We start from the raw sequence: 22,120 nt of genomic DNA, 5'->3' as shown, positions 1-22,120 counted from the left end.
GATGAATTTGACATAGATACTCGTGCTGAAAATATGAGAATATGTGTTAACTATGTTTTTGAGTATTTTAATAATTACTTAAATATAACTGAGGCCGAAGAAAAAACAGTTTTACAAAATGAGAAGTTAGAAAAATATAGTAAGCAATTACAAGAGTATGAGCCTGAGGTAAGGGATTGGCTAGTAAAAATATATGCAGAGCATGGCAAACACTTAAATAAAAGCATTGGTAGTATTTTAAAACAGGACGAGTTCTTTTTAATATATAATACAGACAAAGAATTTAGAAGTATATCCTATGACTGTTATTCACAACTAATAAAGAAACACCCTTTTCTTAAAGATCAGACGGAACTGCTATTCCTATTTATTAAAGATTACCATCGAATACAGAGTCAACGCAGTTGGTTGTTTAACATTCCTTTTATTTCTGAAGGCATTAATAATTGGATTGAAGATACATGGTCTAAGCATCAAGTGAATGTAGCAGCCTTTGCAGATAATTGGGTCAACTATTTTTATGATCATGAAGATCTATGGCCCGCCACTCATAGAAAAAAGAGCCAATATACTTGGAGAAAGTATGATTACGATATTAAGCAAAAGAGCAATCTATTTAACCTTAATTCACTATATAGAAAGATGCCAAAGAAATCTTTCACAAAAGGCCGAAAGCAGGAGTTGGAAGTATTAATGATGTATTTCTGGCTAAATAGTTTGGAAGGAGACAACGAAGGCTACTGGCAGGAATATTTAGAAAAAGTTTTACCTGTTTTAAATAAAGAATTAGGATGAGGCTGGTTATATACCGGTTGGTGGTTTTAATAACTGAGACCGGTTTTTTATGGTTTAGGGACTTATATTGATTATTGTATATTCTCAGTTGTGGGCACGGAAGGTGATTAGAACTTATATATAAACCGAGTGAATTGGGCTTATACAAAGATAAAAATCGCTCTGCAAACAGTGAACTTTTTCATCGATATTTTGTTATTGAAAATGGAAAGGCGAAAGAGGTTCATGAAAATACCATTGACGTTACGTATGATTTATACAATTGGGACACAGTGCTGAATGAGATATGTGTAAGCAGCGGCTTCAGAAGTTTGGTTATAAGATCGATCAAGCTTTTGTGTTTGCTAGTCAAATTTTGAGTCAGTCTGCTAATTATAAAATGAGCCATTACTAAAATGAATGATATTGACCGTTATGTATTTAAATACATATTTGTTGATAATGTTTCTTATTTTAGCTGCTACTTACAATGTAAAAACTGCGACATACAAGATATGTCATAAAAAGAAGTTTTTAGATACAAAAAAGTATTAATTCGACAAGATTAGTCAAAATGTCTAAAGGTATTTAATTTCTTTTGTAGAACAATGGGCAAAGTTGAAAGTAAAGTAAAACATTGTTTAGTTTATATAGTTTCTTGTTAAAAAGGAGAGTTGTTATGAATAACAAAGTCAATGTAATAATATTTTTAATTTTAGTTGCTTTTCTATTCATGCTTAATACAGCTGTTTTAGCAGATAACGACCAAGAAGAAAGACATGAACAACGAAGAAACAGTAATTATGAAATAGAAGATGAGCGCAGTTGGCAGAGAGAAAGTGAAAACGAGGAAGAAAATGAAGAAAACACCGGAGAAAATCTCGGTTCTGAATTCGCCGAGGATTTAGGCGCGCCAAGCCTAATTTTAGGCGGCTTCACTATCTCAATTCTGGGTCTAAGACTAGCCAACCAATATATTTTTCAAAATAAATCAAACTTCTTAAGAAAAATCAGAAGACCCTTAAGCAAAATCCATCCCTATCTGGGCTTCTTAATGGCTGCCATAGGTTTAGTTCACGGTTATTTTCTAATTGACGAGAGTTCTTTTGCATGTGTGTTGGTATGTACAACACTTGCTCTGATTATACTCACCCCCTTAATTGGCAAAAGTCTGAGAATTAGAAAATGGTTAGTAATTCATAGGTTTTGTACATATTTACTAATAATTTCTCTGCTGATTCATGTTAGTGTCGCCGATTAATCTCTAACCTGATATCCAAAACTAAGGTCAGCTTTTTAATAATACACAGTTTCGTAAATTGCATGACTCCTCAAGAATTTGAAGACCAGCTTAAGCAATGTAGTAGAGTTTGGCGAAGCTAACTATTTGCATTGAGGGCTGGCATGATAAACTGCTATGCCCTTCTCATCAGGATGCCTCAAGGGCTAAAAATCATAACACAGAGGCTCAATGTCAATAGCAAACTTGGCTGGAATATTTAGTTTTGTTTAACTTTTTGTGTCTAAATTATTCACTTAAATTCAGACTTTATACAAGGGTGAATTACTACACTCTTGTTGCGTATTCCAACGAATAAGCGTCGTATTGAACTTTGTTAGAAAAAATATCCCAGTTATATTTATGCAGAAGTAATACTTAATACATTGCTCATTTTATAAATAGCATTTGCTGATAAAGTGGTTCAAACTTTCATTAGCAAATACAAGCTTTGAGGAATTAACCTATCTTAATAAAGGAAGTTTGACATATTAATAACTTTACAGAATAAAATTGAGCAAAAAAGAAAAAATTAAATCTTTTCCCCATCTTCAAAAACAAAATATCCTTCAAATTTGCACCCAAGAGCTTCAGCAATTTGATGTAATTCTTGTTCTGAGAAATTATCTCTTGAGAGCTTATTGGATAAATTCTGATTTGAAGTACCTATTAAAGTAGCGAGTTCCGATATCGTTACTTTTTTTCTTTTTATCAAAATACGGATTTTTTCACCCATAGTTAGATTCATTTTTAATCACCGTCCTACACAATAATATACACTATTTAGTGTAAAGTATCAATTCAACTCAGAATATAAAACGTACAAGTGTAAAAAGTGCTTGAAATTATAAATTCATAAGTGTATAATCAAACTAAATAATGTGAAATACAGAAAGGAGCAAAAACATGAGTAGTAGTTGTAAAATCATAGCAATTGCCAACCAAAAAGGGGGCGTAGGGAAAACCACAACGGCACAAAATTTAAGTTATTCTTTAGCGGAAAATGGGAAAAAAGTTTTGCTGGTCGACTTTGACCCACAAAGCAATCTAACTATGTGTTTTGGAGTTGACAAGCCGGATGAGCTGAAAACGACAATTTATCATTTAATGATGGCGGCTATTGAAGAAGAAAATCTGCCGGGTAAATCAGAATACATTATTTCTAACGGCAGCATTGATTTAATTCCTTGTTCTATTGAACTATCTGCTGTTGAAGTCAACTTGGTAAACACTATGAGCAGAGAAAATATCCTTCGCAGTGTTCTTGAAAGTGTTAAACAAGATTATGATTATGTAATTATTGATTGCATGCCCAGCCTGGGAATGCTCACTATTAATGCTCTTACGGCGAGTGACAGTGTTTTAATTACTGCAACACCTGAGTATCTTTCAGCCAAAGGACTGGAATTGCTGTTAAGAACAATTATCAGAGTTAAAAAGAAGCTCAATCCTAAGATTGTCATAGATGGTATTCTTATCACGATGTTTAAGGAACGAACTATTATATCAAGAGAGATATTGTCCCTTATTGAGGATGCATATGGGAAAAGCCTGAAAGTATTTGATAGCAAAATTCCTTCGTCGGTAAAAGTGGGGGAGGCTAATTTTAACAGCAAGAGCATTATCGAATATAAGCCTGATAATAAAGTAGCCCTTGCCTATAATGACTTTGCAAAGGAGTTTGTTGCATTATGAGTAAAAAGAAACTGGAGACTTTTGCAGATATGCTGGGGGGATATGACCCGGAAGAGTATAAAGAGCAAGAAAAAGGTGTAACTGAGATAGATTTATCAAAACTTGTTCCTTTTGAGAATCATCCGTTCAGACTCTACCAAGACCAACAATTGGATAACATGGTGGAAAGCATCAAAGAGTTTGGTGTGATGATTCCCATTATAGTTAGGACAAAAGAGAGCGGTGTATATGAAATCCTATCTGGACACAATCGAGTGAATGCAGCCAAGCTGGCGGGACTTACAACAATACCTGCTGTTATCCATGATAATCTGTCAGATGATGATGCAATATTGATAGTTACAGAAACAAACTTCATGCAGCGTTCTCTTGATGAAATGCTACCCAGCGAAAAAGCAAAAGCTTTTGAAATGGAAATGCAGGCACTAAAGCGTCAAGGTAAAAAAACAAGCTGGTTTTTTGATGAAAATGATAGCGAAAACCAGCATGAATACAGGGATGAAAGCACTTCGACAACTGAGTTGTCGAAGTGGAGAAGTGACGAAGCGGTAGGAGAAAGAAATAATATTTCACGTGAGATGGTAAGGCAGTATAGAAGATTAAATTATCTTACAACACCTTTGCTGAAAATGGTCGATGAACATGAAATAATCATAAAAGCAGCAGTTGAGCTTTCTTATTTAAAAGTAAAAGAACAGAATATGATCGAAGAAGCAATTTTAGCTGGAGATTATAAAGTGGATTGGAATAAGGCGAAGCTATTAAGGACTTATTCTAAAAACGGTAAGCTGGATGAGGAAAATATAACAGCTATTCTTTCAGGTGAAATAGATAAAAAGAAAAAAGCAAAAAAGCCTGCAGTATTTAAGCTAAAGCCTAAAATCGTATCTAAATACTTTAAACCGGAACAAAATCAGGCAGAAATTGAGGAGGTGATTGACAAGGCATTAGCATTATATTTTGAAACCCTGATGCCGGGAAAGGAGGCAATCCATGAGCAGACGGCTGAAACAAGTTAAAGAAATCTATGAATCAATAACCGAGACTATTACAAGCAGTAAACAAGAATGGAAAGACTTTTTAAAATTTGCAGCAGGAATATATAAATACACTTTTGATAATGCAGTCCTTATTTATGCCCAAAGACCCGATGCTACAATGGTTGCCAATATGGAGATTTGGAACAGAAAAATAGGACGGTATGTTAATAGGGGAACACGCAGTATTGCGGTTTTTGATACAACTAAACCGGAACTAAAGCTTGAATACCTATTTGATGTAAAAGACACCAACGGAGCTACCCATACTATCCCAAGATTGTGGAAGCTGAATGACACACTATCATCACTATTAGTTGATAAGTTTAATGAAAAATACGGGATGCAGTTTGAAAATATTCAGGAGCTTATTTCTGAAATGACAGCACAGACGATAAATGACAGTTTTGAAGAGAACTTGATTGACTTTGAGCTGGATTTTGAAAATACATGGCTTGCAGATGTACCAATAGATGGTGTAATCAATCAGTTTAAACAGATGGCTACCGACAGTGTTAAGTACATGGTACTTCAAAGATGTGGTATTGATAATGAAGATGAAAACGCATTTCAGACAATAAGTCATTTTAATACCATGCCGCTGATTTTCAGATTGGGAAGTACTGTTTGTAATATCTCACAGGAAATACTCAGGGAGATTGAAAGTGAAGTTAAGCATATTATTCGAGAGCAAAGGAGCGTGAAAAAAAATGAAAGAGGCAGTGAACTTGAGCTACAAGGAAGTGGACGGGAGGTTTTATCCAGAAATCGAAATATCGACAGATCTGAAAGCGGACAAGAAACCATTAGGAAAATACGGTCAGATGAAACTCAACTATCTGAAAGAAAACCATCCAAATCGGTACAGCTTACTTTTGGCGAAGGGAGAGCTAATGCCGAAGATGCATCAGGTGAACGAGGAAGCTTATCAGAGACTGGAAGTAATCACGGAGCAGATGCTAAAGACCAATCCGATCCCCAATCCGAAGGATACCATGGAGAGCTTCCGGCACAGGGAGCAGATAAAACAGACAGCGGAGGAAATCATACTACACGAGATAATTTACAAACCGATATAGAGATTACCTCCCAGGAGTCACTATTTAGTGGCTCTTTTTTAATGCCTGATAATGATACAAAAGACAGAAAGAAATCACCTATAAAAGAACTAATCAATTACAAATATTCCGTTAAAGATGAAATCGGTATTGGTGGGCTTAAAACCAAATTTAGAAATAATGTGGAAGCTATTCACACATTAAAGGTTATTGAAGTAGAAAATAGGCTGGCAACAGCAGAGGAACAGAAGATTCTCGCCAAGTATGTCGGTTGGGGTGGGATGTCCCAGGCTTTTGATATCAATGCTGGCGGTTGGAATAACGAGTATGCAGAACTAAAAGCACTTTTGACACCGGAGGAATATAACAGTGCAAGAGCATCTACCCCCAACGCTCATTATACTTCCCATGTAGTTATTGAAAGCATCTATAAAGCACTTGATAGATTTGGCTTTAAAGGTGGTAATATTCTTGAACCATCCATGGGAATCGGGAACTTTTTCTCCATGCTGCCAGAGAGTATGAATTCTTCAAAACTCTATGGTATTGAGCTTGATGATATTTCAGGTCGTATTGCAAAACAACTTTATCAAAAAGCAGATATAAAAATACAGGGCTTTGAGAATACTAGTTTCTCTGATAATTTTTTTGATGTTGCCATTGGTAATGTACCCTTTGGGGATTATAAACTGTATGACCCACGTTTCAATAAATATAATTTTTTAATCCACGATTATTTCATTGCCAAAGCAATTGATAAAGTGCGACCCGGTGGTATCGTTGCCTTTGTAACCAGCAAAGGCACAATGGATAAAACTGATAATTCTGTCCGCAAATACATTGCGGAGAGAGCAGATTTAATTGGTGCAATAAGACTTCCCAATACAGCTTTTAAACAAATTGCCAATACCGATGTAACCACCGATATTCTTTTCCTGCAAAAAAGAGAATGGATATCTGTTAATGAACCGGACTGGATACATGTGGCTCAAACAGAAGACGGAATTCCCGTTAACGAATACTTTCTCAATCATCCTGAAATGATGTTAGGCAAAATGATATTTGACCAAAGAATGTTTGGCGAGGGCAGTAAATATACAGCACTTATAAATGAAGAGGAAAACTTTGACCTTCCAGATGCACTGGATAATGCAGTATCACGGCTTAAGGCAAATATCACTGATTATGAAATGGATATGGAAGTAGAGAATAGTACAATTCCTGCTGACTCTAATGTCAGAAACTATACCTATACCTTTATTAATGATGAACTGTACTACAGAGAAAATGCTGTCATGCGTAAAATTGATATAATCGGAAAAACGCTGGAGCGCATCAAAGGTCTTAGCAGTATCAGAGAGATAACAAGAAATATCATTGATATACAGACGGCAGGTTGTACCCAGCAGCAATTAAAAGAGCAGCAGGCCATATTAAATGAGAAGTATGACCATTTTGTAAGAAAGTATGGTTATATTACCTCGAGAGGAAACAATACCGCTTTTCGGGATGATAATGACTATCCTCTTTTATGTTCTCTGGAAGTTGTTGATGAAAATAATAATGTTAGCAAAGCAGATATGTTTACCAAACAGACCATAAGACCCCTTGAAAAAATAACTGAAGTGGATACTGCCAATGAGGCATTGACCGTATCATTGAATGAGCGTGGTAAAGTGGATATTGCTTTTATGGCAGAGCTTTATGATAATACTGCTGAAAATATTATAAAAGAACTAACCGGACAGATTTTCTTAAATCCTGAAAATTATGATGAACAAGATAACCTAAAAGGTTGGGAAACCCAGGATGAATATCTATCCGGCAATGTACGTAGGAAACTAAAGATAGCTAAAGTTTATGCAGAAAGTAATCCTGAACTTTTCAGTCAAAATGTCAAAGCATTAGAAAAGGTACAACCCATAGATCTTGAAGCCAGTGAAATAGACGTAAGGCTAGGTGCTACATGGATTGAGCCTGCCGACATTGAGCAGTTTATTTATGAAACTTTAGATACACCAAGGTATTATCAGAATTCCGGTTCAAGATATGAAAACAGTGAAATAAAAGTCCACTTTAATAATTACAATGCTTCATGGAATATTCAAAATAAAGGGGCAGACGGAGATTCCGTCATGGCAAGGGAAACCTTTGGTACAAGCAGAATGAATGCCTACTATCTTATTGAAGACAGTCTGAATTTAAGAACATCTACTGTTAAAGATAGAATTGAAGATGGTGACAGTATAAGGTACGTGGTCAACCAAAAGGAAACTATGCTGGCCAGAGAAAAGCAGAACCGATTAAAAGAAGAATTTAAAAACTGGATATTCCGTGACCCTGACCGGCGCAAGAAACATGTTGACTTTTATAATGAAAACTTTAACAACATACGGCTGCGTGAATATGATGGAAGCCACCTGACATTCCCCGGAATGAATCCGGATATAACTTTGAGAGAACACCAAATAGATGCCATTGCGCGAATTATATATGGCGGTTCAACCTTGCTTGCTCACTGTGTTGGTGCAGGTAAAAGTTTTGAGATGATATCCAGCAGCATGGAACTTAAAAGGCTGGGCCTTGCCAAGAAAAGTATTTTTGTAGTGCCTAATCATTTAACCGAGCAGATGGGCAGTGAGTTTTTACGGTTATATCCCTCTGCCAATATCCTTGTTACCACCAAGAAAGATTTTGAAAGGAAAAACCGCCAGAGATTTGTTTCAAGAATAGCTACCGGGGCCTATGATGCGATTATTATCGGTCATTCCCAGTTTGAAAAAATACCGATCTCAAAAGAGCGAAGAGAGCGGATGCTGAATGAACAAATAGACCAAATGACTTATGCTATTGAACAAACGAAAAGAGAGCGGGGAGAGAATTGGTCAATCAAACAAATGGAAAAATTTAAAAAGAACCTGGAGAGTGAACTTAAACGACTGCTGGACGAGTCAAAAAAGGATGATGTTATTAACTTTGAAGAACTAGGTATTGATACCATGTTTGTGGATGAAGCCCATTATTATAAAAACTGTGCAGTGTTTTCCAAAATGCGCAATGTAGCAGGTATCTCCAACACAAGAGCCAAAAAAGCAAGTGATATGTTAATGAAAACCCAATATATTCATGAAGTCAATGAAGGCAGAGGTGTTATATTTGCAACGGGAACGCCAATCTCCAACAGTATGACGGAAATGTATGTCATGCAGCGTTATCTGCAAAACCATGAACTTGAAAGACGAGGGATACATCATTTTGACAGTTGGGCAGCCATGTTTGGCGAGGTAATATCGTCTCTTGAACTTGCCCCCGAAGGTACAGGTTATAGGTTTAGAAGCCGATTTGCAAAATTCTCCAACCTGCCGGAATTGATGACCCTTTTTAAAAACATTGCAGATGTGCAAACAGCGGATATGCTTAAACTTCCCGTTCCCAAACTCAAGGACAATCAATATGCTCTTGTATCTTCCGAGCCGTCAGAGTTTACAAGGATGGAAATGGCAAGCTATGTAGAACGTGCCGAAAGGATACGAAACGGCATGGTAGACCCAAGTGTAGATAATATGCTCAAAATTACCAATGAAGCAAGACTGCTGGGTACTGACCCCAGGTTAATTAATATTAATGCACCAAATGATCCTGACTCTAAAGTGAATAAGTGTATAGAAAATATTTATGAAAATTACATCAGCACTGAAGGGACAAAAGGAACTCAGATTGTGTTTTGTGATGTAGGAACGCCTAATACAGATGGGCGTTTTTCTATTTATGACTACGTTAAAGAAGAGCTCATTAAAAAAGGTGTTCCGGCAGATGAAATATGTTTTATCCATGATGTGAGTAATGAAGCACAAAGAGAGCAGATGTTTTCAGATTTAAGAGCAGGAACAAAAAGGGTTATTATAGGAAGTACGCCTAAAATGGGTACAGGAACCAATATCCAAGACAGGCTGGTAGCACTTCATCACTTGGACTGCCCATACCGTCCAAGCGATATCGAGCAGCGAGAAGGAAGGATACTCCGGCAGGGCAACATGAATGCCGAAGTTAATATCTACAGGTATGTTACCAAGAATACCTTTGATCCGTATTTATGGCAGATTGTTGAACAGAAGCAGCGTTTTATATCCCAGGTTATGACTTCAAAATCTATTGCAAGAAATTGTGAGGATATTGATGAAACTGTCCTGTCCTTTGCCGAGGTTAAGGCACTTGCAACAGGTAATCCGTTGATTAAGGAAAAAATGGATATTGACAATGAAGTAAGCAGATTAAAGATGCTAAAGTCCGAATATAACAATCAACGCTATAAAATGCAGGATAATTTTACTTTCCGGTATCCAAGGTTGATTAAAGAAACAGAAGAAAAGCTTGAATGTATTATCAAGGATATTGAAAGAAGGGATATGAACAAAACAGAGGATTTTAAAATTATAATTAACGGCAAACTCTTTGATGAAAGGGAAAAAGCTGGCACAATGCTTACGCTTCTTTGCTCCAGGGCAGATAAAGAAAAGGAGCAGCACATTGGCATCTACAGAGGCTTTGACCTACTTTTAAAGCGATATGCCTTTTTTAATAAGTTTGACATTATTATTCATGGCAACAGCAGGTATTCCATAGAGCTTGGAGACAGTCCCCATGGGAACATGATAAGAATTGAAAATGCCCTGAATAATCTCGAATCCTCCATGACAAAGCTAGAAAACAAGATTGAAGAATACCAAAGAAACATGGAGCAATCCCAAGTCCAATACGAAAAACCCTTTGAATATGAAGATGTACTAAATGCCAAGCTTGCAAGGCAATTTGAATTAAATGCCCTGCTTGATATGGACAAGGATAAAGGTGAAATTATAGTAGATGAAAATAGTATGGGAGAAGCAAGCGACGAGGAAATTGATGCAGAAGTTATGGAAATAGAAGAGGAAGAAATAGCAGTTTAATTCCAATTTGTGTTATCAATGGAGCTTCTAAAGAGGAGCTCTTTAATTTTTGGATGAAAGGTGGAATGGCAAATGAATCAAAAAGCTATGGAATATCAAAAAACAGTAGAAGTAATGACGTGGCTCCTTGATTTGGATACTGAAACTGAGAGAAAAGTCAGCACTTATATGCAAAGCGTGGGTATTAAAACCTTTTTTCTCAATTTGGAATCCTTTGATTTACCGGTTGATGTTCTAAGTAAACTTCAGGATTTAAGAGCAGTTATTGAAGCTTTTGATGGAGATATAGCTGATCTGGATCTTGATGGAGAGGGAGGCGATGCGTAATGAGCAAGGATCTGCGTTACACCTCCAATTTTTTAAAGGGACTTACAAAGTTGACCGGATTACCACTTAAAAAGATTCAACAGTATGCAAAGGAAAACAATCCCTTTAATATTTTAGAGCATCCACAGGTTATGGAGCCAAATGAGAAACAGCTTGAAAAGATAGGGCTTCTTAATGAATTTATTTCTTCATATAACCTGCTGAAAATGCATGAAAATGAGAATAAAATTAAACTTACTTCATCATCTCATTCAGGACAGTATTTTTCATCCCTTTTAAGCGGAATGAAAGATAAGGAGAGATTTATAATTGCTTTTTTGGACAGCAGTAACAGTATTATTGAAACAAAAACAATTTCCGAAGGCACAGTCGGGCAGGCGCCGGTTTTTCCAAGGGAAATATTAAAAGCGGCTATCGCCTCTGATTGTAAATCCATGGTTCTAGCACATAACCATCCAGGTGGGGGACTTAATCCATCAGTGGAGGATAAAGCATTAACTCAAAGGCTGGTTGATATTTTTCATCCCCTTGATATTAGTATACTGGATCATATTATTGTAGCCGGTGCATCCTATACTTCAATGGCAGAGCGAGGATATATTCCTAACAGCTGCAAGGATAGAGCCAATTATGAACCAATTTTACTAGATGGGAAATCAACGGTGGAAGAAAAGTCAGAAGAAATGCAATTTGACCCTCAGTCCGAAGTGGAAGATGAAGAATGGGAATTATAGCTGTAAATAAAAAGGTGGTGAGGTGATGGGAAGAGAAACATTAAGGTTTACCGATGAACAGATAGAACAAGCCAATAGTGTCAACATTATTAGTTATGCCAGAGATGCCGGATATCCAATCAAACAGGTATCAGCAAAAGCATATAAAATTGAGGGGTATGGGGGATTATATGTTCATTCTGACGGGCATAAGTGGAACTGGTTTTCCCAGGGTAAAGGCGGGGGAACAATCCAATTTGTCATGGAGATGGAAGGTAAAACGTGGGTGGAAGCAATCAAACAACTTATAGGAATTGCTCCTGATGCTTTGCCTTATGTAGCTGCTAAAATGCCGGAAGATGAGCCGATAAAAGGAGAATTTATACTTCCTGAGAAAAATAAGACGTACAAGCACATATTTGCCTACCTCATAAAGACAAGGGGTATTGAGAAAGAAATTGTATATGACCTTGTAAAAAAAGGGAAGGTGTATGAGAACAAATATAAAAGCTGCGTATTTGTAGGCTATGATAAAAAAGGAGAAGCAAAATATGCCAGTATCAGAAGCACCAATACAACAGGAAAATCATTCAGATGTGATGTCAAAAATTCCGATAAAGCATATCCCTTTTGCGTAGAAGGAGACGGCGATACCCTTTGCGTTTTTGAAAGCCCCATTGACCTCATGAGCTACTTAACATTGCTGAAAAAGTATAAAGTCAAAGACTTTAATAACCCTTGTATTTCCCTTGGTGGTGTTGCAATAAAACCACTTGACTATTATCTACAGGAACACCTGAATATATCAAATATAATGCTCTGCCTCGATAATGACGAAGCAGGGCATTTTTCATGTCAGCAGATACGGGATAAGCACAGGGATAAGTATAAAATCCTGCGGCATCTACCTAAAGGAAAAGATTTTAATGAGGACCTGATATCCTTGCTTGAAGAATCAAAAGCTTTACATGTAGGAGAAACACAAGCTGATGAGTATGGAGAAGATGAAGCTGCTATTGAAATGTTTTGAATTTCTGTTTCAATAACCCAAAAACCAAAACCGAAGCCGTAGGCTTGGTGGAGGGCAAGCTTCCACTTTGTGGCACAAAGTGCACTTGGCAGGTGAACCTGCACCCTTGAAAATGGGGAAATCCCCATGCCCCTTTAAATTATCAAAAGTAAGAAAGGACGGTGAAGCAATGGATGATATTAAAAAAATAACTTCAAAAGAAGCCAGTCAAATTATTGACACCAGAAAACCTCTGGGTAAGTTTTATCTAATTGATAAAGGTATCTATGTAGGGATTGATAATTCTTCTGGTGATGCCTGGACTGAGGAATTTGATTCCTTTGAAGCTATGGTCAAATGGCAGCATGGGCTAGAAGATGAAGAAGAACTTGAAATGGAATAATTCATTATATGGTTATGGGAGGTGGTGGTATAGCTAATAAAACAAAAATTATCAAATGCAGAGTCACACCGGAAGAATATGAAATCATCATAAAAAAAGCCAAGAAAGCCAATATGAATCTCAGTCGTTATTTATCCTTTTCAGCTCTCGAAAAGGATATTGCTGTTTTTGAAGACCTAAAAAAATTTACTCACCAGCTTTCAAAGGTAGGGGTAAATCTCAATCAGATTGCTATGCTCTGTCATCAAGGTAAAATAACCTGCCCGGATATTTTGCCAGTTAAAAAGGTGGTGACAGAAATATGGCAGTCATTGACTTCATTAACGCAGAAAACAAAACGTACCAGGGGATGAAGAGAGCTTTATCATATATTTTAAATCTTAAGAAGACTGAGCCATATTTAATTGCTGGTAGCAACTGTGATCCAGAAAATGCCTACCATGAATTTGTCCTAACCAAAAGACACTTTCAAAAAGAAACCGGAAGGCAGTTTATACATTTCGTTCAGTCTTTTGCTCCATATGAGAAGGCGACACCTGAAATGATAAATGAAATTGCAGGAAAATTACTGGAGCATGAGATGTTTAAAGGCTTTCAAGTGGTTTATGCCACACATACGGATAAAGAACATCTTCACACCCACTTTATCATCAACACTGTTAATGCGGAAACAGGTCTGAAATGGAAACAAAGTAGGGAGCAATTGCAAATAATGAAGGATTATTCAGATGAGATATGCAGAGCTCATGGTTTACTTGTTGTAGACGGCAAAAAAGGCAAGTACAAGAATAGAGGAGAGTACCGAAGCGGGGCAAAGGGACGAAGTTGGAAATATGAACTTTATCTGTCGGTAAAGGCTTGCATGAAACATTCTACCGGCAAGGAAATGTTCGTAGAGAATATGCAAAAGCTTGGTTACGATGTCAATTGGACAGACGAACGAAAGTACATTACCTTCATCACGCCAGAGGGTAAAAAATGCAGGAATAGAAAGCTTTACCCGCCTGAACAATTTTCAAAAGAGAACTTACTCAGGACTTTTGAAATGAACAAAAAATATCAGGATGAAAAGGTCCTTAGAGAGAGGATGGAGCTTCTTTTAACATCACTCATGCTGCTTTCTGAAAAACAGGATGCAAAATCACCCGAATACCCATTAACTTCTCTAGAAGGACAAGCACTTAAGGAAAAACTGATTGAAAAGCAGAAAGGAGAAGGTCTTGATTGGGACAAAGAAAATGAAGCTGAAATTTAACCATTAGTGAGGAGGGAGGATATATGTCAGGAATGACATTTAAAAGCAGCAATATTAAATGTTTAAGTTGTCTTTACCTTCTTCACTATTTTGAAAAAGGAAGAGATGAAAACGGAAATGTAGATTACAAGATTTATTGCATGATCAAAGACTGTGTAAAAGATAAAACTGAACGTAATGCTGTTGGCACTTGAAGTGCTTTTTTTATTTTACCAAAATATTAAAAATGAAAGGAATGAATGATTAATGAAATTAATGAGGATGACCATAGCAATATTACTTATAGTAGCTTTAAGCACTCAGGTATTCGCTGCCCAGAACATAAAACTTGACTTTCCAGATATAAAAGGACACTGGGCTGAGGATCATATCAGAGATTTTACGGCAAAGGAAATTATTAAAGGATATCCGGATGGAACATTTAAGCCGGAAAGAAATATATCTAGGGCAGAATTTGCAAGTTTAATGTTTCGGTTACTAAAACTAAAAAATTCAACTGATAACAAAGATAGAATCATTATGAATGAATTCGAAAGCTCCTGGGCTAAAGACTCTCTAGAAGCACTCGTTGATAATGGGATTATTGATTTATCTGAGTATCAAAACGGATACGATGTCAATGGTGCAATAACAAGATTAGAAATTGCTAAAATGATTATCAGATCCCTTGAAAAAGACCTTGTCGCAAAGAATTTAAAAAGCAGTACTGGATTTAAAGATGACAATATAATCAAAGATGGGGATAAAGGGTACGTGCTATTAGCAAAGAGATATGAAATCATTGCTGGCTATGAAGATGGTACATTCAGACCTGATAATCCAGCGACACGGGCGGAAACAGTCAAAATGCTTAGTAAAAGAGATGATGCAGTCAATATAATAAAAAAAGAAAACTCTTCTTCCTCTTCCCCCAAAGCGGTGATTGATTTTAAACTACCGGAGTATACTCATACCGATAAGACGGTTGAGTTTGATTGGACAGCAAGAAACGCTAAAAGTTTGTCTTGGTCTTTGGAAAAATCTAATGAAGATGATGTTATGAGTCCTGTTGATTTGAATCAATATGCAGATCTTATGACAGAAGGAGATGCTGGACAAATTCAATTTAAAGACAAAGGAATATACTCACTGGTTGTTAGTGCTAGAAATGCGAGAAATCAAGAGTCAGCTTATTCACAAACAATAGATGTTTATCCAGTCATGGATATTCAGTTCGGTCTATTAAAGATTGCATATATAGATACTGAAGTTCATGTTGACGTGAGTACAATCGAAGTAGGTGATTCATTAATCCAATGGACCCTTGAGAAGAATGGGCAAAGCGTAGCTTTAGAGGAATATATCGAGGGAAGTTTGAATAATGAGGGCGGTGTTATCAGGTTCCTTGAAAAAGGAGATTACACTCTAATCGCCAGTGTATCAGACGAAGTAGGAAGAATATTTGAACATAAAGACAGTATTAAGATTTACCATTTAATATCGACGGAATTCGACATTCCTGGAACAGCATATACTGATGATTCATTAGAACTAACGGTTAATGAAACTGGCTTAGGAAGTCTAAACATTGAATGGACTCTTGAAAAAGAAGGAGAACCAGTAAACTTTAATGATTATATCGAAAGTTCATTGACTAATGATGGTGGTAGGATTCGATTTATTGACAAAGGCGAATATGTTCTAGCTGCTAATGTTACCGATGAAACTGGAAGAGTATTTAAAAAGCAAGATTCAATTAAAGTATTTCCTGTGGTTGAAACAAGTTTTGATTTACCATCAACTGCTCATTCAGATGAAACAGTAACAGTGCCTGTGAATGCGAAAGAACTTGGCAGATTAGATATTCAATGGTCAGTCGTAAAAGATGGGCAACAGGTTTCGCTGTCAGACTATATTGACGGAAGCTTAGATAACAATGGTGGAGCAGTTATATTTAAAGAGAAAGGCGATTATATTTTAAAGGCTACGGTGATTGATGAGTTAGGAAGAGTTTTTGAATATAGCGACAGTATTAAGGTCTATCCAGTGGTAGGAATTGCAGTTGATCTTCCGGCAGCAACGCATACAGATGAAGAATGTGAAGTCACAGTAAATCATAAAGAGCTTGGAAACTTGAATATTGAGTGGATTCTTGAGAAAGATGGGCAGCAAGTAAATATCAATAGTTCTCTTGAAGGTAACCTTTCAAATTCAGGTGGCACAATTAGATTTCTTGATAAAGGCGAGTATACTTTAATTGCTAAAACAGTAGATGAGCTGGGAAGAACATTTGAGTATAGAGATAACATCAAAGTATATCCAGTCATGTCTATAAGCTTTGAATTACCGGAGTATGCACACACTGACACTTCTATCGAAGTTCATATAACAACAGAGGAACTTGAAGATTCAAATATAACGTGGAATTTGGAGAAGGATGGCAAGCCAGTCCAGCTTTCTGAATATGTTGAAGGAACGCTTACAAATGATGGTGGATTAGTTAGATTTCTAGATAAAGGTGAGTTTAAGCTACTGGCATCAGCAAGTAATGATTTAGGTAGAATATTTACCTTTGATGATTCCCTTAAAACCTATCCATTGCCGACATTTGAAATTGATCTTCCTGTTAATGCCCATATAGGCGATAAAATTCCTGTTACCATTGTTTCAGGTGAAATTGAAAACATGAGTCAGCTCTTGAAACTTAAAAAAGAGGGACAATATGTTGAGCCGGCTTCATATGTTATTGGAGATTTTAAAAATGGAAGTGAAATCAGTTTTAGCAGCACCGGTCATTATGAATTAGAAGTACATCTTACTGACCCGACAGGAAGAACATTTGTAAATACTTCTTCCATCGAAATACTTAATAGAGCTCCAGAAAAACCAACTATCAGTGCTGATGTCACAAGGCAGATTAAAAATGGGAAATTTCTAGTTACTATAAATGTACATTCCGTAGATCCTGATGGGGATGCTATTACCTATGAGTTTAATGGTAAGGCAGCAGATAATTATTATTTGCCGGGAATACATACAGTTGAAGTGAGAGCTGTGGATCAATACGGAGCATATTCAGTTAGGAGCAGTATACAGTTTAACGTTGTCAATAATCCGCCGTCAACGCCAGTGATTACAAGAACTCCAGATACAAATAGTGTTTCACCAGGTACTCAGGTAAAAATAACTGCTCAATCAAGTGACCCTGACGGTGATATGTTTACCTATGTTTGGGAAGGAAGACCTTCAGAAATATCCACTTATCCATTAGGAAAAAATGTGGTGAAAGTAAAAGCAGTCGATGAAGCAGGTGCTACATCTTCTTGGACTGCCATTGTATTCTTCGTTGCAGATGCAGAAAATGGTGGAGGTATGACATTAACTGGACCAAATTCAACAATTATTGAAAATGGATTAGAAGGAGCAACCATTACGGAGTACACTTTCAATGTTCCACCTGTTTCTGGTCACAGCGGCAGCGATTACGGTAGAGTTAAAGGATATAATATTCAAACTAACCAATGGGATCAGATTGATTATGGAACAACAAAAAACGGAATATACATGACTAAAACGCTCCCAGCAGGGAAGTACTCAAAATTAGAGTTCTATTACTATACAAACCATACTTGCATGTATAATAAATCTAATATCACCTATACCGTTAAATATCATTTTGAATAGGACAGGTGATTTTATTGAATAGTAAAATCAGTCTATTGCTTTCTTTAATAACCTTGGTAGCAGGAACAATAATAAATATAGTTCTCTCTGCAAATTTACATTATCTTTTACTGAAAAAAATGACGATAATTAAATTTGTGCCATTTACTGAGAGCATGAAAAGCATTGTGTCAGATCAACAGCATCTGGCACTTTTTTTATGCTTCGAAGGGTTTGTCGCGCTTGCTTCGATTTATTTGATTGCTATGAACAGTAAGCCATATCAGAGCAACCTGAGAGCAATCACACCGAACATCTCAACACCAGTGCCAGCCGGTCAAAAGCAATTTGGCTCGGCTGAGTGGCTTACTGATAAAGAGAAAGACAGAGCCTTTAATACTTATGTATTAAAGAAAAATCATTCACTTATCAAAAATCTCATTAAAAGTGGGGATGAGGATTTAAAGAATGGAGGTATAGATAGAGCTTATGAGAAAAAAGAAACTTTTTCAAAAACACTTAAGTCCAAAGCAGATTCAAAAACTACCAATGAAACCAAAGAAAATAATGCCCAGGAAAAAGCCTATATGTCGAAGGGTGGTGTCGTACTAGGACTAAAGAAAGAAAGGGGTAATGAAAAAATCTACTTTGAAGGTGATGATGTTCACACCCTTTGCATTGGTGCTACAAGAAGTGGTAAATCAAGGACTGTCGTACTTCAATCTATCGGTACTTTAGCATTAGCTGGAGAGAGTATGGTATTAACTGATCCAAAGGGAGAGCTTTACCAATATACCTATCCTTTTCTTGAAAGAATGGGTTTCGAGGTAGTGTGTATCGACTTTAAAAATCCTTTGAAAAGCCAGCGGTATAATTTTCTTCAGCCGGTTATTGATGCAGTGGATGCAGATGATATTTCAAAGGCTGTAGAAGCAACATGGGATTTAACATCTCACTTGGTGGGAGAGCCGAATGGAGAAAGGATCTGGCGAGATGGAGAAGCCAGTATAATTGCCAGTTCCATTATGTCAGTGGTCTATGATAATAAAGAAAAAGCTAATAAAAAATATCAAAATATGACCAATGTCTATTATTTTATTGGAGAAATGTGTCGAACTATTAATGGTAAAATGCCTATTTTAGAATATGTAAAAAAACTGAGCCCTTCACATCCGGCAAGGGCTCTCCTAGCTATTTCAGAAGTTGCACCTAGCAAAACAAGAGGGAGTTTTTATACGGCAGCACTGACGACGCTTAGGCTATTTACTAATCCGCTGATTAATTCAATGACCAATGCCAGTGATTATGATGTGACGGATATCGGGAAAAAGAAAATGGCTGTTTTTATCACTCTTCCAGATGAAAAAACAACTTACTATAGCCTGGCCAGTTTACTAGTTTCACAGCATTATGAATTGCTGGTCAAAGCAGCGGATGAAAGAGGTGGGAGACTACTTAATCGAGTGAATTTTATATGTGATGAATTTGGAAACTTTACAAAAATTCCTGACTTTGCAACAAAGCTGACTGTAGGAGGGGGGCGAGGCATAAGATTTAATCTATATCTCCAATCCTTTGCTCAACTGGATGAAAAATATGGAAAGGAGACTTCAAAAACGATTAAAGGTAACTGTGAGAACTGGATTTATCTTCAAGCTGATGATCTTGAAACTTTAGATGAGATCAGTAAAAAGCTTGGGAATTACACAGTAAGTACTTATACCCTAAGTGCATCACATGCAAGGTTTACCACACCATCCAGTTCACATAGTATTAATTTGACAGCTAGAGCCTTACTGACAGTCGATGAAGTAAGGCTTATTTCACGCCCATTTTCCCTTATAACATCAAGGAACAATCCAGTAATGATGTATGCCCCGGATTTATCGGAATGGACTTTTAACAGAATCTACGGACTAGGTGATAAAGAACATAACCGGAAAGTCCGAGAGGCAAGGGAAAATATAAGGCAAAAAAGAACTGCCAAAATTAGCGAGATGGATCTTTGGAATATTTGGACCTATTATGCAGCAATCTGTGAAGACCAATCCATTCAAAGACCATCAGTTTATAACATGGGATAAGGTTTTCGAAAAAACCTTATCTATGAACAGACAGGAGGAGATAACCTTGAAGAAGACAAAGGTTCATCTGAGTAAGGTTAAGGAAAAGGTAATAATATTTTTGATGACCTTTGGTACATCTATAATGTTTTCAACCAATGCCTATGCTACTGATATTAAAAACAGTCAGCTTGCAAAGGGGACAGAAGCACTGATCAATGATGTAACCATTTGGCTGATGATCCTGGCACCAATTGTGTCAGCTCTTTTTATTATCTATTTCTTTATTCGTAGATCAGCAGCTGATGAGATGGATCAGAAGAAGTGGAACAACAGAATCGTTGTTGCCATTGTTTCATGTATTGGAGCAGTCCTTGCTTCAGCAACACTTAACTTAATCATTGGTTACTATACTTAAAAGATTGCAAGCTGCCGATTTGCAGTCTTTTTTATTTAAAAATCAAATTAATGGAGGTACAGACAATGAAAAACTTAATGATGAAAGCACAGCTTAAAACATGGGAAATAGCTGGGAGAGCAAAAAATGCTATTGAATCAAACAAAGGCGAAGGTTTTATTGATACCGCAGTTAAGATTCTTATCAGTGTAGTTATTGGTGCTTTGCTTCTCGCTGGACTTTATATGCTCTTTCAGGACACTATTTTGTTTTCTTCACGGTATAAACACGATAGAAAGTGCTACGCTTAAACAGTCCCCTTTCCTTTTGGAAGGAGGGGGAGTTTGGGGGGAGGAAAACTTTTCTCAATAAGGTTTCCTCCCTCTCCCTCTCATCATATGCAAACCAAACCAAAATTCAAATATGAAAGGAAGATCATCCATGAAAAACTTTATCAACTCTATCAAGGGCAAATCCTTTGAGATGGCAGTAAGAACAAGGCGGATATTAATGGATAAACGCGGCGAAGGCTTTGTGGATACGGCAATTAAAATTTTAATTGCTGTTGTCATCGGCGCTTTGCTCCTCGCCGGGCTTTATGCTCTCTTTGGCGAAATGATTATGCCGGAATTACGCGACCGTATTCAAGACATGTTCAACTATGGCGGTTAAGAGCATCCTTTTCTTGTGAAACACAGGGCATGCTATACTTTTTCTGAGCAGGCAAAAAATAATCCGCCTGGTCAGAAAGGGGTCATGTCATGAAAAATGATAAGAAAAGGTTCAAGCTTGTGCGCTTTGCCTTTGAAACACAGTCCGGCGGAATGGTTTACAGGCATATGATTACCGACTATCAGATTCCTCTGTTTGAGATCAATCAATGGATCGAGAGCAGGAGCCTTCAAAATGCCAATACCGGAAAAGAGTACGCCAAAAAGCTGGTGGTGTACCTGAATTATCTCCATAGTATCGGCGTGGAGTACGATACCGCCACCAACAGGCATGTGAAAAGCTTTATTCACTATCTGCTTTATGGAGGTCTTGAGGAACTCAAGCTGAAATTCCTTGAAACGGAGGTTGTCTGCGCCACAGCCGGCAGGTACCTGACAGCCATTACCGAGATGTACAAATGGCTTGCCAACAATTACGAAACCAACATCACGTTTCAAACCAAAACAGATACATACAGGGCGCGGAAATCCTTCCTGTATGGCCAAATTTATTCCTGCGACTACCAGTATATTCTTGACAGCAGCCTGCCGCGGCAAAAGTCCCGCCGGGAATATATCAAGTGGTATTCGGAGGCGGAAAAGGATGCGCTGTGCAGCCATTTTGAAACGCTGCGGGATGAGGCGGTATTCCGCATTACGCTGGAGGGCTTCCGGATCGATGAAGTGCTGAGTATGCGGCTCCAGCACTATGATCCGGTGGAACAAACCATCCGGCCCTCACGTTCCAAGGGGAAACAAAGCGCCCGGTCAGGCCGGGACAATCCCCTTAGAGTGGTTGTGCTGCCCGCAGA

General features: G+C 37.3%; 18 protein-coding genes and 1 pseudogene. 18 read left to right on the top strand and 1 reads right to left on the bottom strand.

Annotated elements, in window-relative coordinates:
• Positions 1–33: 33 nt before the first annotated feature.
• The gene (locus K364_RS0103770) at positions 34–795 is read left to right on the top strand and encodes a hypothetical protein (RefSeq protein WP_242841648.1); all 762 of its coding nucleotides are present in this window, start codon (positions 34–36) and stop codon (positions 793–795) included.
• A 658-nt stretch (positions 796–1,453) separates the two neighbouring features.
• Positions 1,454–2,035, top strand: coding sequence for a hypothetical protein (locus K364_RS0103765; protein ID WP_028306895.1), 582 nt, complete (start codon positions 1,454–1,456; stop codon positions 2,033–2,035).
• Positions 2,036–2,585: 550 nt separating this feature from the next.
• Here K364_RS0103765 and K364_RS0103760 read toward each other — a convergent pair.
• Positions 2,586–2,801, bottom strand: coding sequence for a helix-turn-helix transcriptional regulator (locus K364_RS0103760; RefSeq protein WP_028306894.1), 216 nt, complete (start codon positions 2,799–2,801; stop codon positions 2,586–2,588).
• Between the two features lie 158 nt (positions 2,802–2,959).
• On the opposite strand from K364_RS0103760, the gene K364_RS0103755 reads away from it, so the two are divergent.
• The 16 genes and pseudogenes from K364_RS0103755 to K364_RS0103680 form a co-directional block, all read left to right on the top strand.
• Entirely contained in the window at positions 2,960–3,748 is a 789-nt protein-coding gene (locus K364_RS0103755) for a ParA family protein (protein ID WP_028306893.1), read from the top strand.
• On the top strand, positions 3,745–4,767 hold the full coding sequence (locus tag K364_RS0103750; protein ID WP_028306892.1) for a ParB N-terminal domain-containing protein: 1,023 nt from the start codon (positions 3,745–3,747) through the stop codon (positions 4,765–4,767). Before K364_RS0103755 ends, K364_RS0103750 begins: the two co-directional genes overlap by 4 nt.
• On the top strand, positions 4,742–10,789 hold the full coding sequence (locus tag K364_RS0103745; protein WP_028306891.1) for a DEAD/DEAH box helicase family protein: 6,048 nt from the start codon (positions 4,742–4,744) through the stop codon (positions 10,787–10,789). Before K364_RS0103750 ends, K364_RS0103745 begins: the two co-directional genes overlap by 26 nt.
• Before the next feature lie 72 nt (positions 10,790–10,861).
• Complete coding sequence (locus K364_RS0103740) at positions 10,862–11,116, top strand: hypothetical protein (RefSeq protein ID WP_028306890.1); 255 nt, start codon at positions 10,862–10,864, stop codon at positions 11,114–11,116.
• Positions 11,116–11,850, top strand: a complete 735-nt coding sequence (locus K364_RS0103735) for a JAB domain-containing protein (protein ID WP_028306889.1) — start codon at positions 11,116–11,118, stop codon at positions 11,848–11,850. The genes K364_RS0103740 and K364_RS0103735 overlap by 1 nt, the downstream gene beginning before the upstream one ends.
• Positions 11,851–11,875: 25 nt before the next feature.
• On the top strand, positions 11,876–12,859 hold the full coding sequence (locus K364_RS0103730; RefSeq protein ID WP_028306888.1) for a DUF3991 and toprim domain-containing protein: 984 nt from the start codon (positions 11,876–11,878) through the stop codon (positions 12,857–12,859).
• Positions 12,860–12,926: 67 nt separating this feature from the next.
• Entirely contained in the window at positions 12,927–13,241 is a 315-nt protein-coding gene (locus tag K364_RS25405; protein ID WP_028306887.1) for a hypothetical protein, read from the top strand.
• Positions 13,242–13,249: 8 nt separating this feature from the next.
• Positions 13,250–13,594 (top strand): MobC family plasmid mobilization relaxosome protein, encoded by a 345-nt coding sequence (locus K364_RS0103720; RefSeq protein ID WP_242841647.1) that lies wholly within the window; start codon positions 13,250–13,252, stop codon positions 13,592–13,594.
• Positions 13,543–14,496, top strand: a complete 954-nt coding sequence (locus K364_RS0103715) for a relaxase/mobilization nuclease domain-containing protein (protein WP_028306885.1) — start codon at positions 13,543–13,545, stop codon at positions 14,494–14,496. The genes K364_RS0103720 and K364_RS0103715 overlap by 52 nt, the downstream gene beginning before the upstream one ends.
• Before the next feature lie 23 nt (positions 14,497–14,519).
• Complete coding sequence (locus K364_RS26565) at positions 14,520–14,690, top strand: hypothetical protein (RefSeq protein ID WP_156946393.1); 171 nt, start codon at positions 14,520–14,522, stop codon at positions 14,688–14,690.
• Positions 14,691–14,742: 52 nt separating this feature from the next.
• Positions 14,743–18,159 (top strand): S-layer homology domain-containing protein, encoded by a 3,417-nt coding sequence (locus K364_RS0103705; RefSeq protein ID WP_028306884.1) that lies wholly within the window; start codon positions 14,743–14,745, stop codon positions 18,157–18,159.
• 14 nt (positions 18,160–18,173) lie between these two features.
• The gene (locus K364_RS22780) at positions 18,174–20,222 is read left to right on the top strand and encodes a VirD4-like conjugal transfer protein, CD1115 family (RefSeq protein ID WP_051533791.1); all 2,049 of its coding nucleotides are present in this window, start codon (positions 18,174–18,176) and stop codon (positions 20,220–20,222) included.
• Positions 20,223–20,325: 103 nt separating this feature from the next.
• A complete protein-coding gene (locus K364_RS0103695; RefSeq protein WP_156946396.1) occupies positions 20,326–20,619 on the top strand; it encodes an Mbov_0395 family pilin-like conjugal transfer protein in 294 nt (97 codons plus the stop codon).
• Positions 20,620–20,699: 80 nt separating this feature from the next.
• Positions 20,700–20,909 carry a DUF6133 family protein gene (locus K364_RS0103690; RefSeq protein ID WP_242841650.1) on the top strand — a complete coding sequence of 70 codons (210 nt, stop codon included), beginning with the start codon at positions 20,700–20,702 and terminating at the stop codon, positions 20,907–20,909.
• Positions 20,910–21,039: 130 nt separating this feature from the next.
• Positions 21,040–21,270: a DUF6133 family protein gene (locus K364_RS0103685; RefSeq protein ID WP_028306881.1), complete on the top strand. Its 231-nt coding sequence runs from the start codon at positions 21,040–21,042 to the stop codon at positions 21,268–21,270.
• 89 nt (positions 21,271–21,359) lie between these two features.
• A pseudogene (locus K364_RS0103680) lies at positions 21,360–22,120 on the top strand (tyrosine-type recombinase/integrase); the annotation flags it as partial.

The sequence above is a fragment of the Desulfitibacter alkalitolerans DSM 16504 genome (genome assembly GCF_000620305.1).
Classification (GTDB): Bacteria; Bacillota; DSM-16504; order Desulfitibacterales; family Desulfitibacteraceae; genus Desulfitibacter; species Desulfitibacter alkalitolerans.
The sequence above is the reverse complement of the archived record's forward strand: the minus strand, read 5'-3'. Positions and strand labels throughout refer to the sequence as shown.

Coding starts and splice junctions, on each gene's coding strand:
- K364_RS0103770 (WP_242841648.1), top strand. CDS start 34: ATGAGAATATGTGTTAACTATGTTTTTGAGTATTTTAATAATTACTTA.
- K364_RS0103765 (WP_028306895.1), top strand. CDS start 1,454: ATGAATAACAAAGTCAATGTAATAATATTTTTAATTTTAGTTGCTTTT.
- K364_RS0103760 (WP_028306894.1), bottom strand. CDS start 2,801: ATGAATCTAACTATGGGTGAAAAAATCCGTATTTTGATAAAAAGAAAA.
- K364_RS0103755 (WP_028306893.1), top strand. CDS start 2,960: ATGAGTAGTAGTTGTAAAATCATAGCAATTGCCAACCAAAAAGGGGGC.
- K364_RS0103750 (WP_028306892.1), top strand. CDS start 3,745: ATGAGTAAAAAGAAACTGGAGACTTTTGCAGATATGCTGGGGGGATAT.
- K364_RS0103745 (WP_028306891.1), top strand. CDS start 4,742: ATGAGCAGACGGCTGAAACAAGTTAAAGAAATCTATGAATCAATAACC.
- K364_RS0103740 (WP_028306890.1), top strand. CDS start 10,862: ATGAATCAAAAAGCTATGGAATATCAAAAAACAGTAGAAGTAATGACG.
- K364_RS0103735 (WP_028306889.1), top strand. CDS start 11,116: ATGAGCAAGGATCTGCGTTACACCTCCAATTTTTTAAAGGGACTTACA.
- K364_RS0103730 (WP_028306888.1), top strand. CDS start 11,876: ATGGGAAGAGAAACATTAAGGTTTACCGATGAACAGATAGAACAAGCC.
- K364_RS0103720 (WP_242841647.1), top strand. CDS start 13,250: ATGGTTATGGGAGGTGGTGGTATAGCTAATAAAACAAAAATTATCAAA.
- K364_RS0103715 (WP_028306885.1), top strand. CDS start 13,543: ATGGCAGTCATTGACTTCATTAACGCAGAAAACAAAACGTACCAGGGG.
- K364_RS26565 (WP_156946393.1), top strand. CDS start 14,520: ATGTCAGGAATGACATTTAAAAGCAGCAATATTAAATGTTTAAGTTGT.
- K364_RS0103705 (WP_028306884.1), top strand. CDS start 14,743: ATGAAATTAATGAGGATGACCATAGCAATATTACTTATAGTAGCTTTA.
- K364_RS0103695 (WP_156946396.1), top strand. CDS start 20,326: ATGACCTTTGGTACATCTATAATGTTTTCAACCAATGCCTATGCTACT.
- K364_RS0103690 (WP_242841650.1), top strand. CDS start 20,700: ATGAAAGCACAGCTTAAAACATGGGAAATAGCTGGGAGAGCAAAAAAT.
- K364_RS0103685 (WP_028306881.1), top strand. CDS start 21,040: ATGAAAAACTTTATCAACTCTATCAAGGGCAAATCCTTTGAGATGGCA.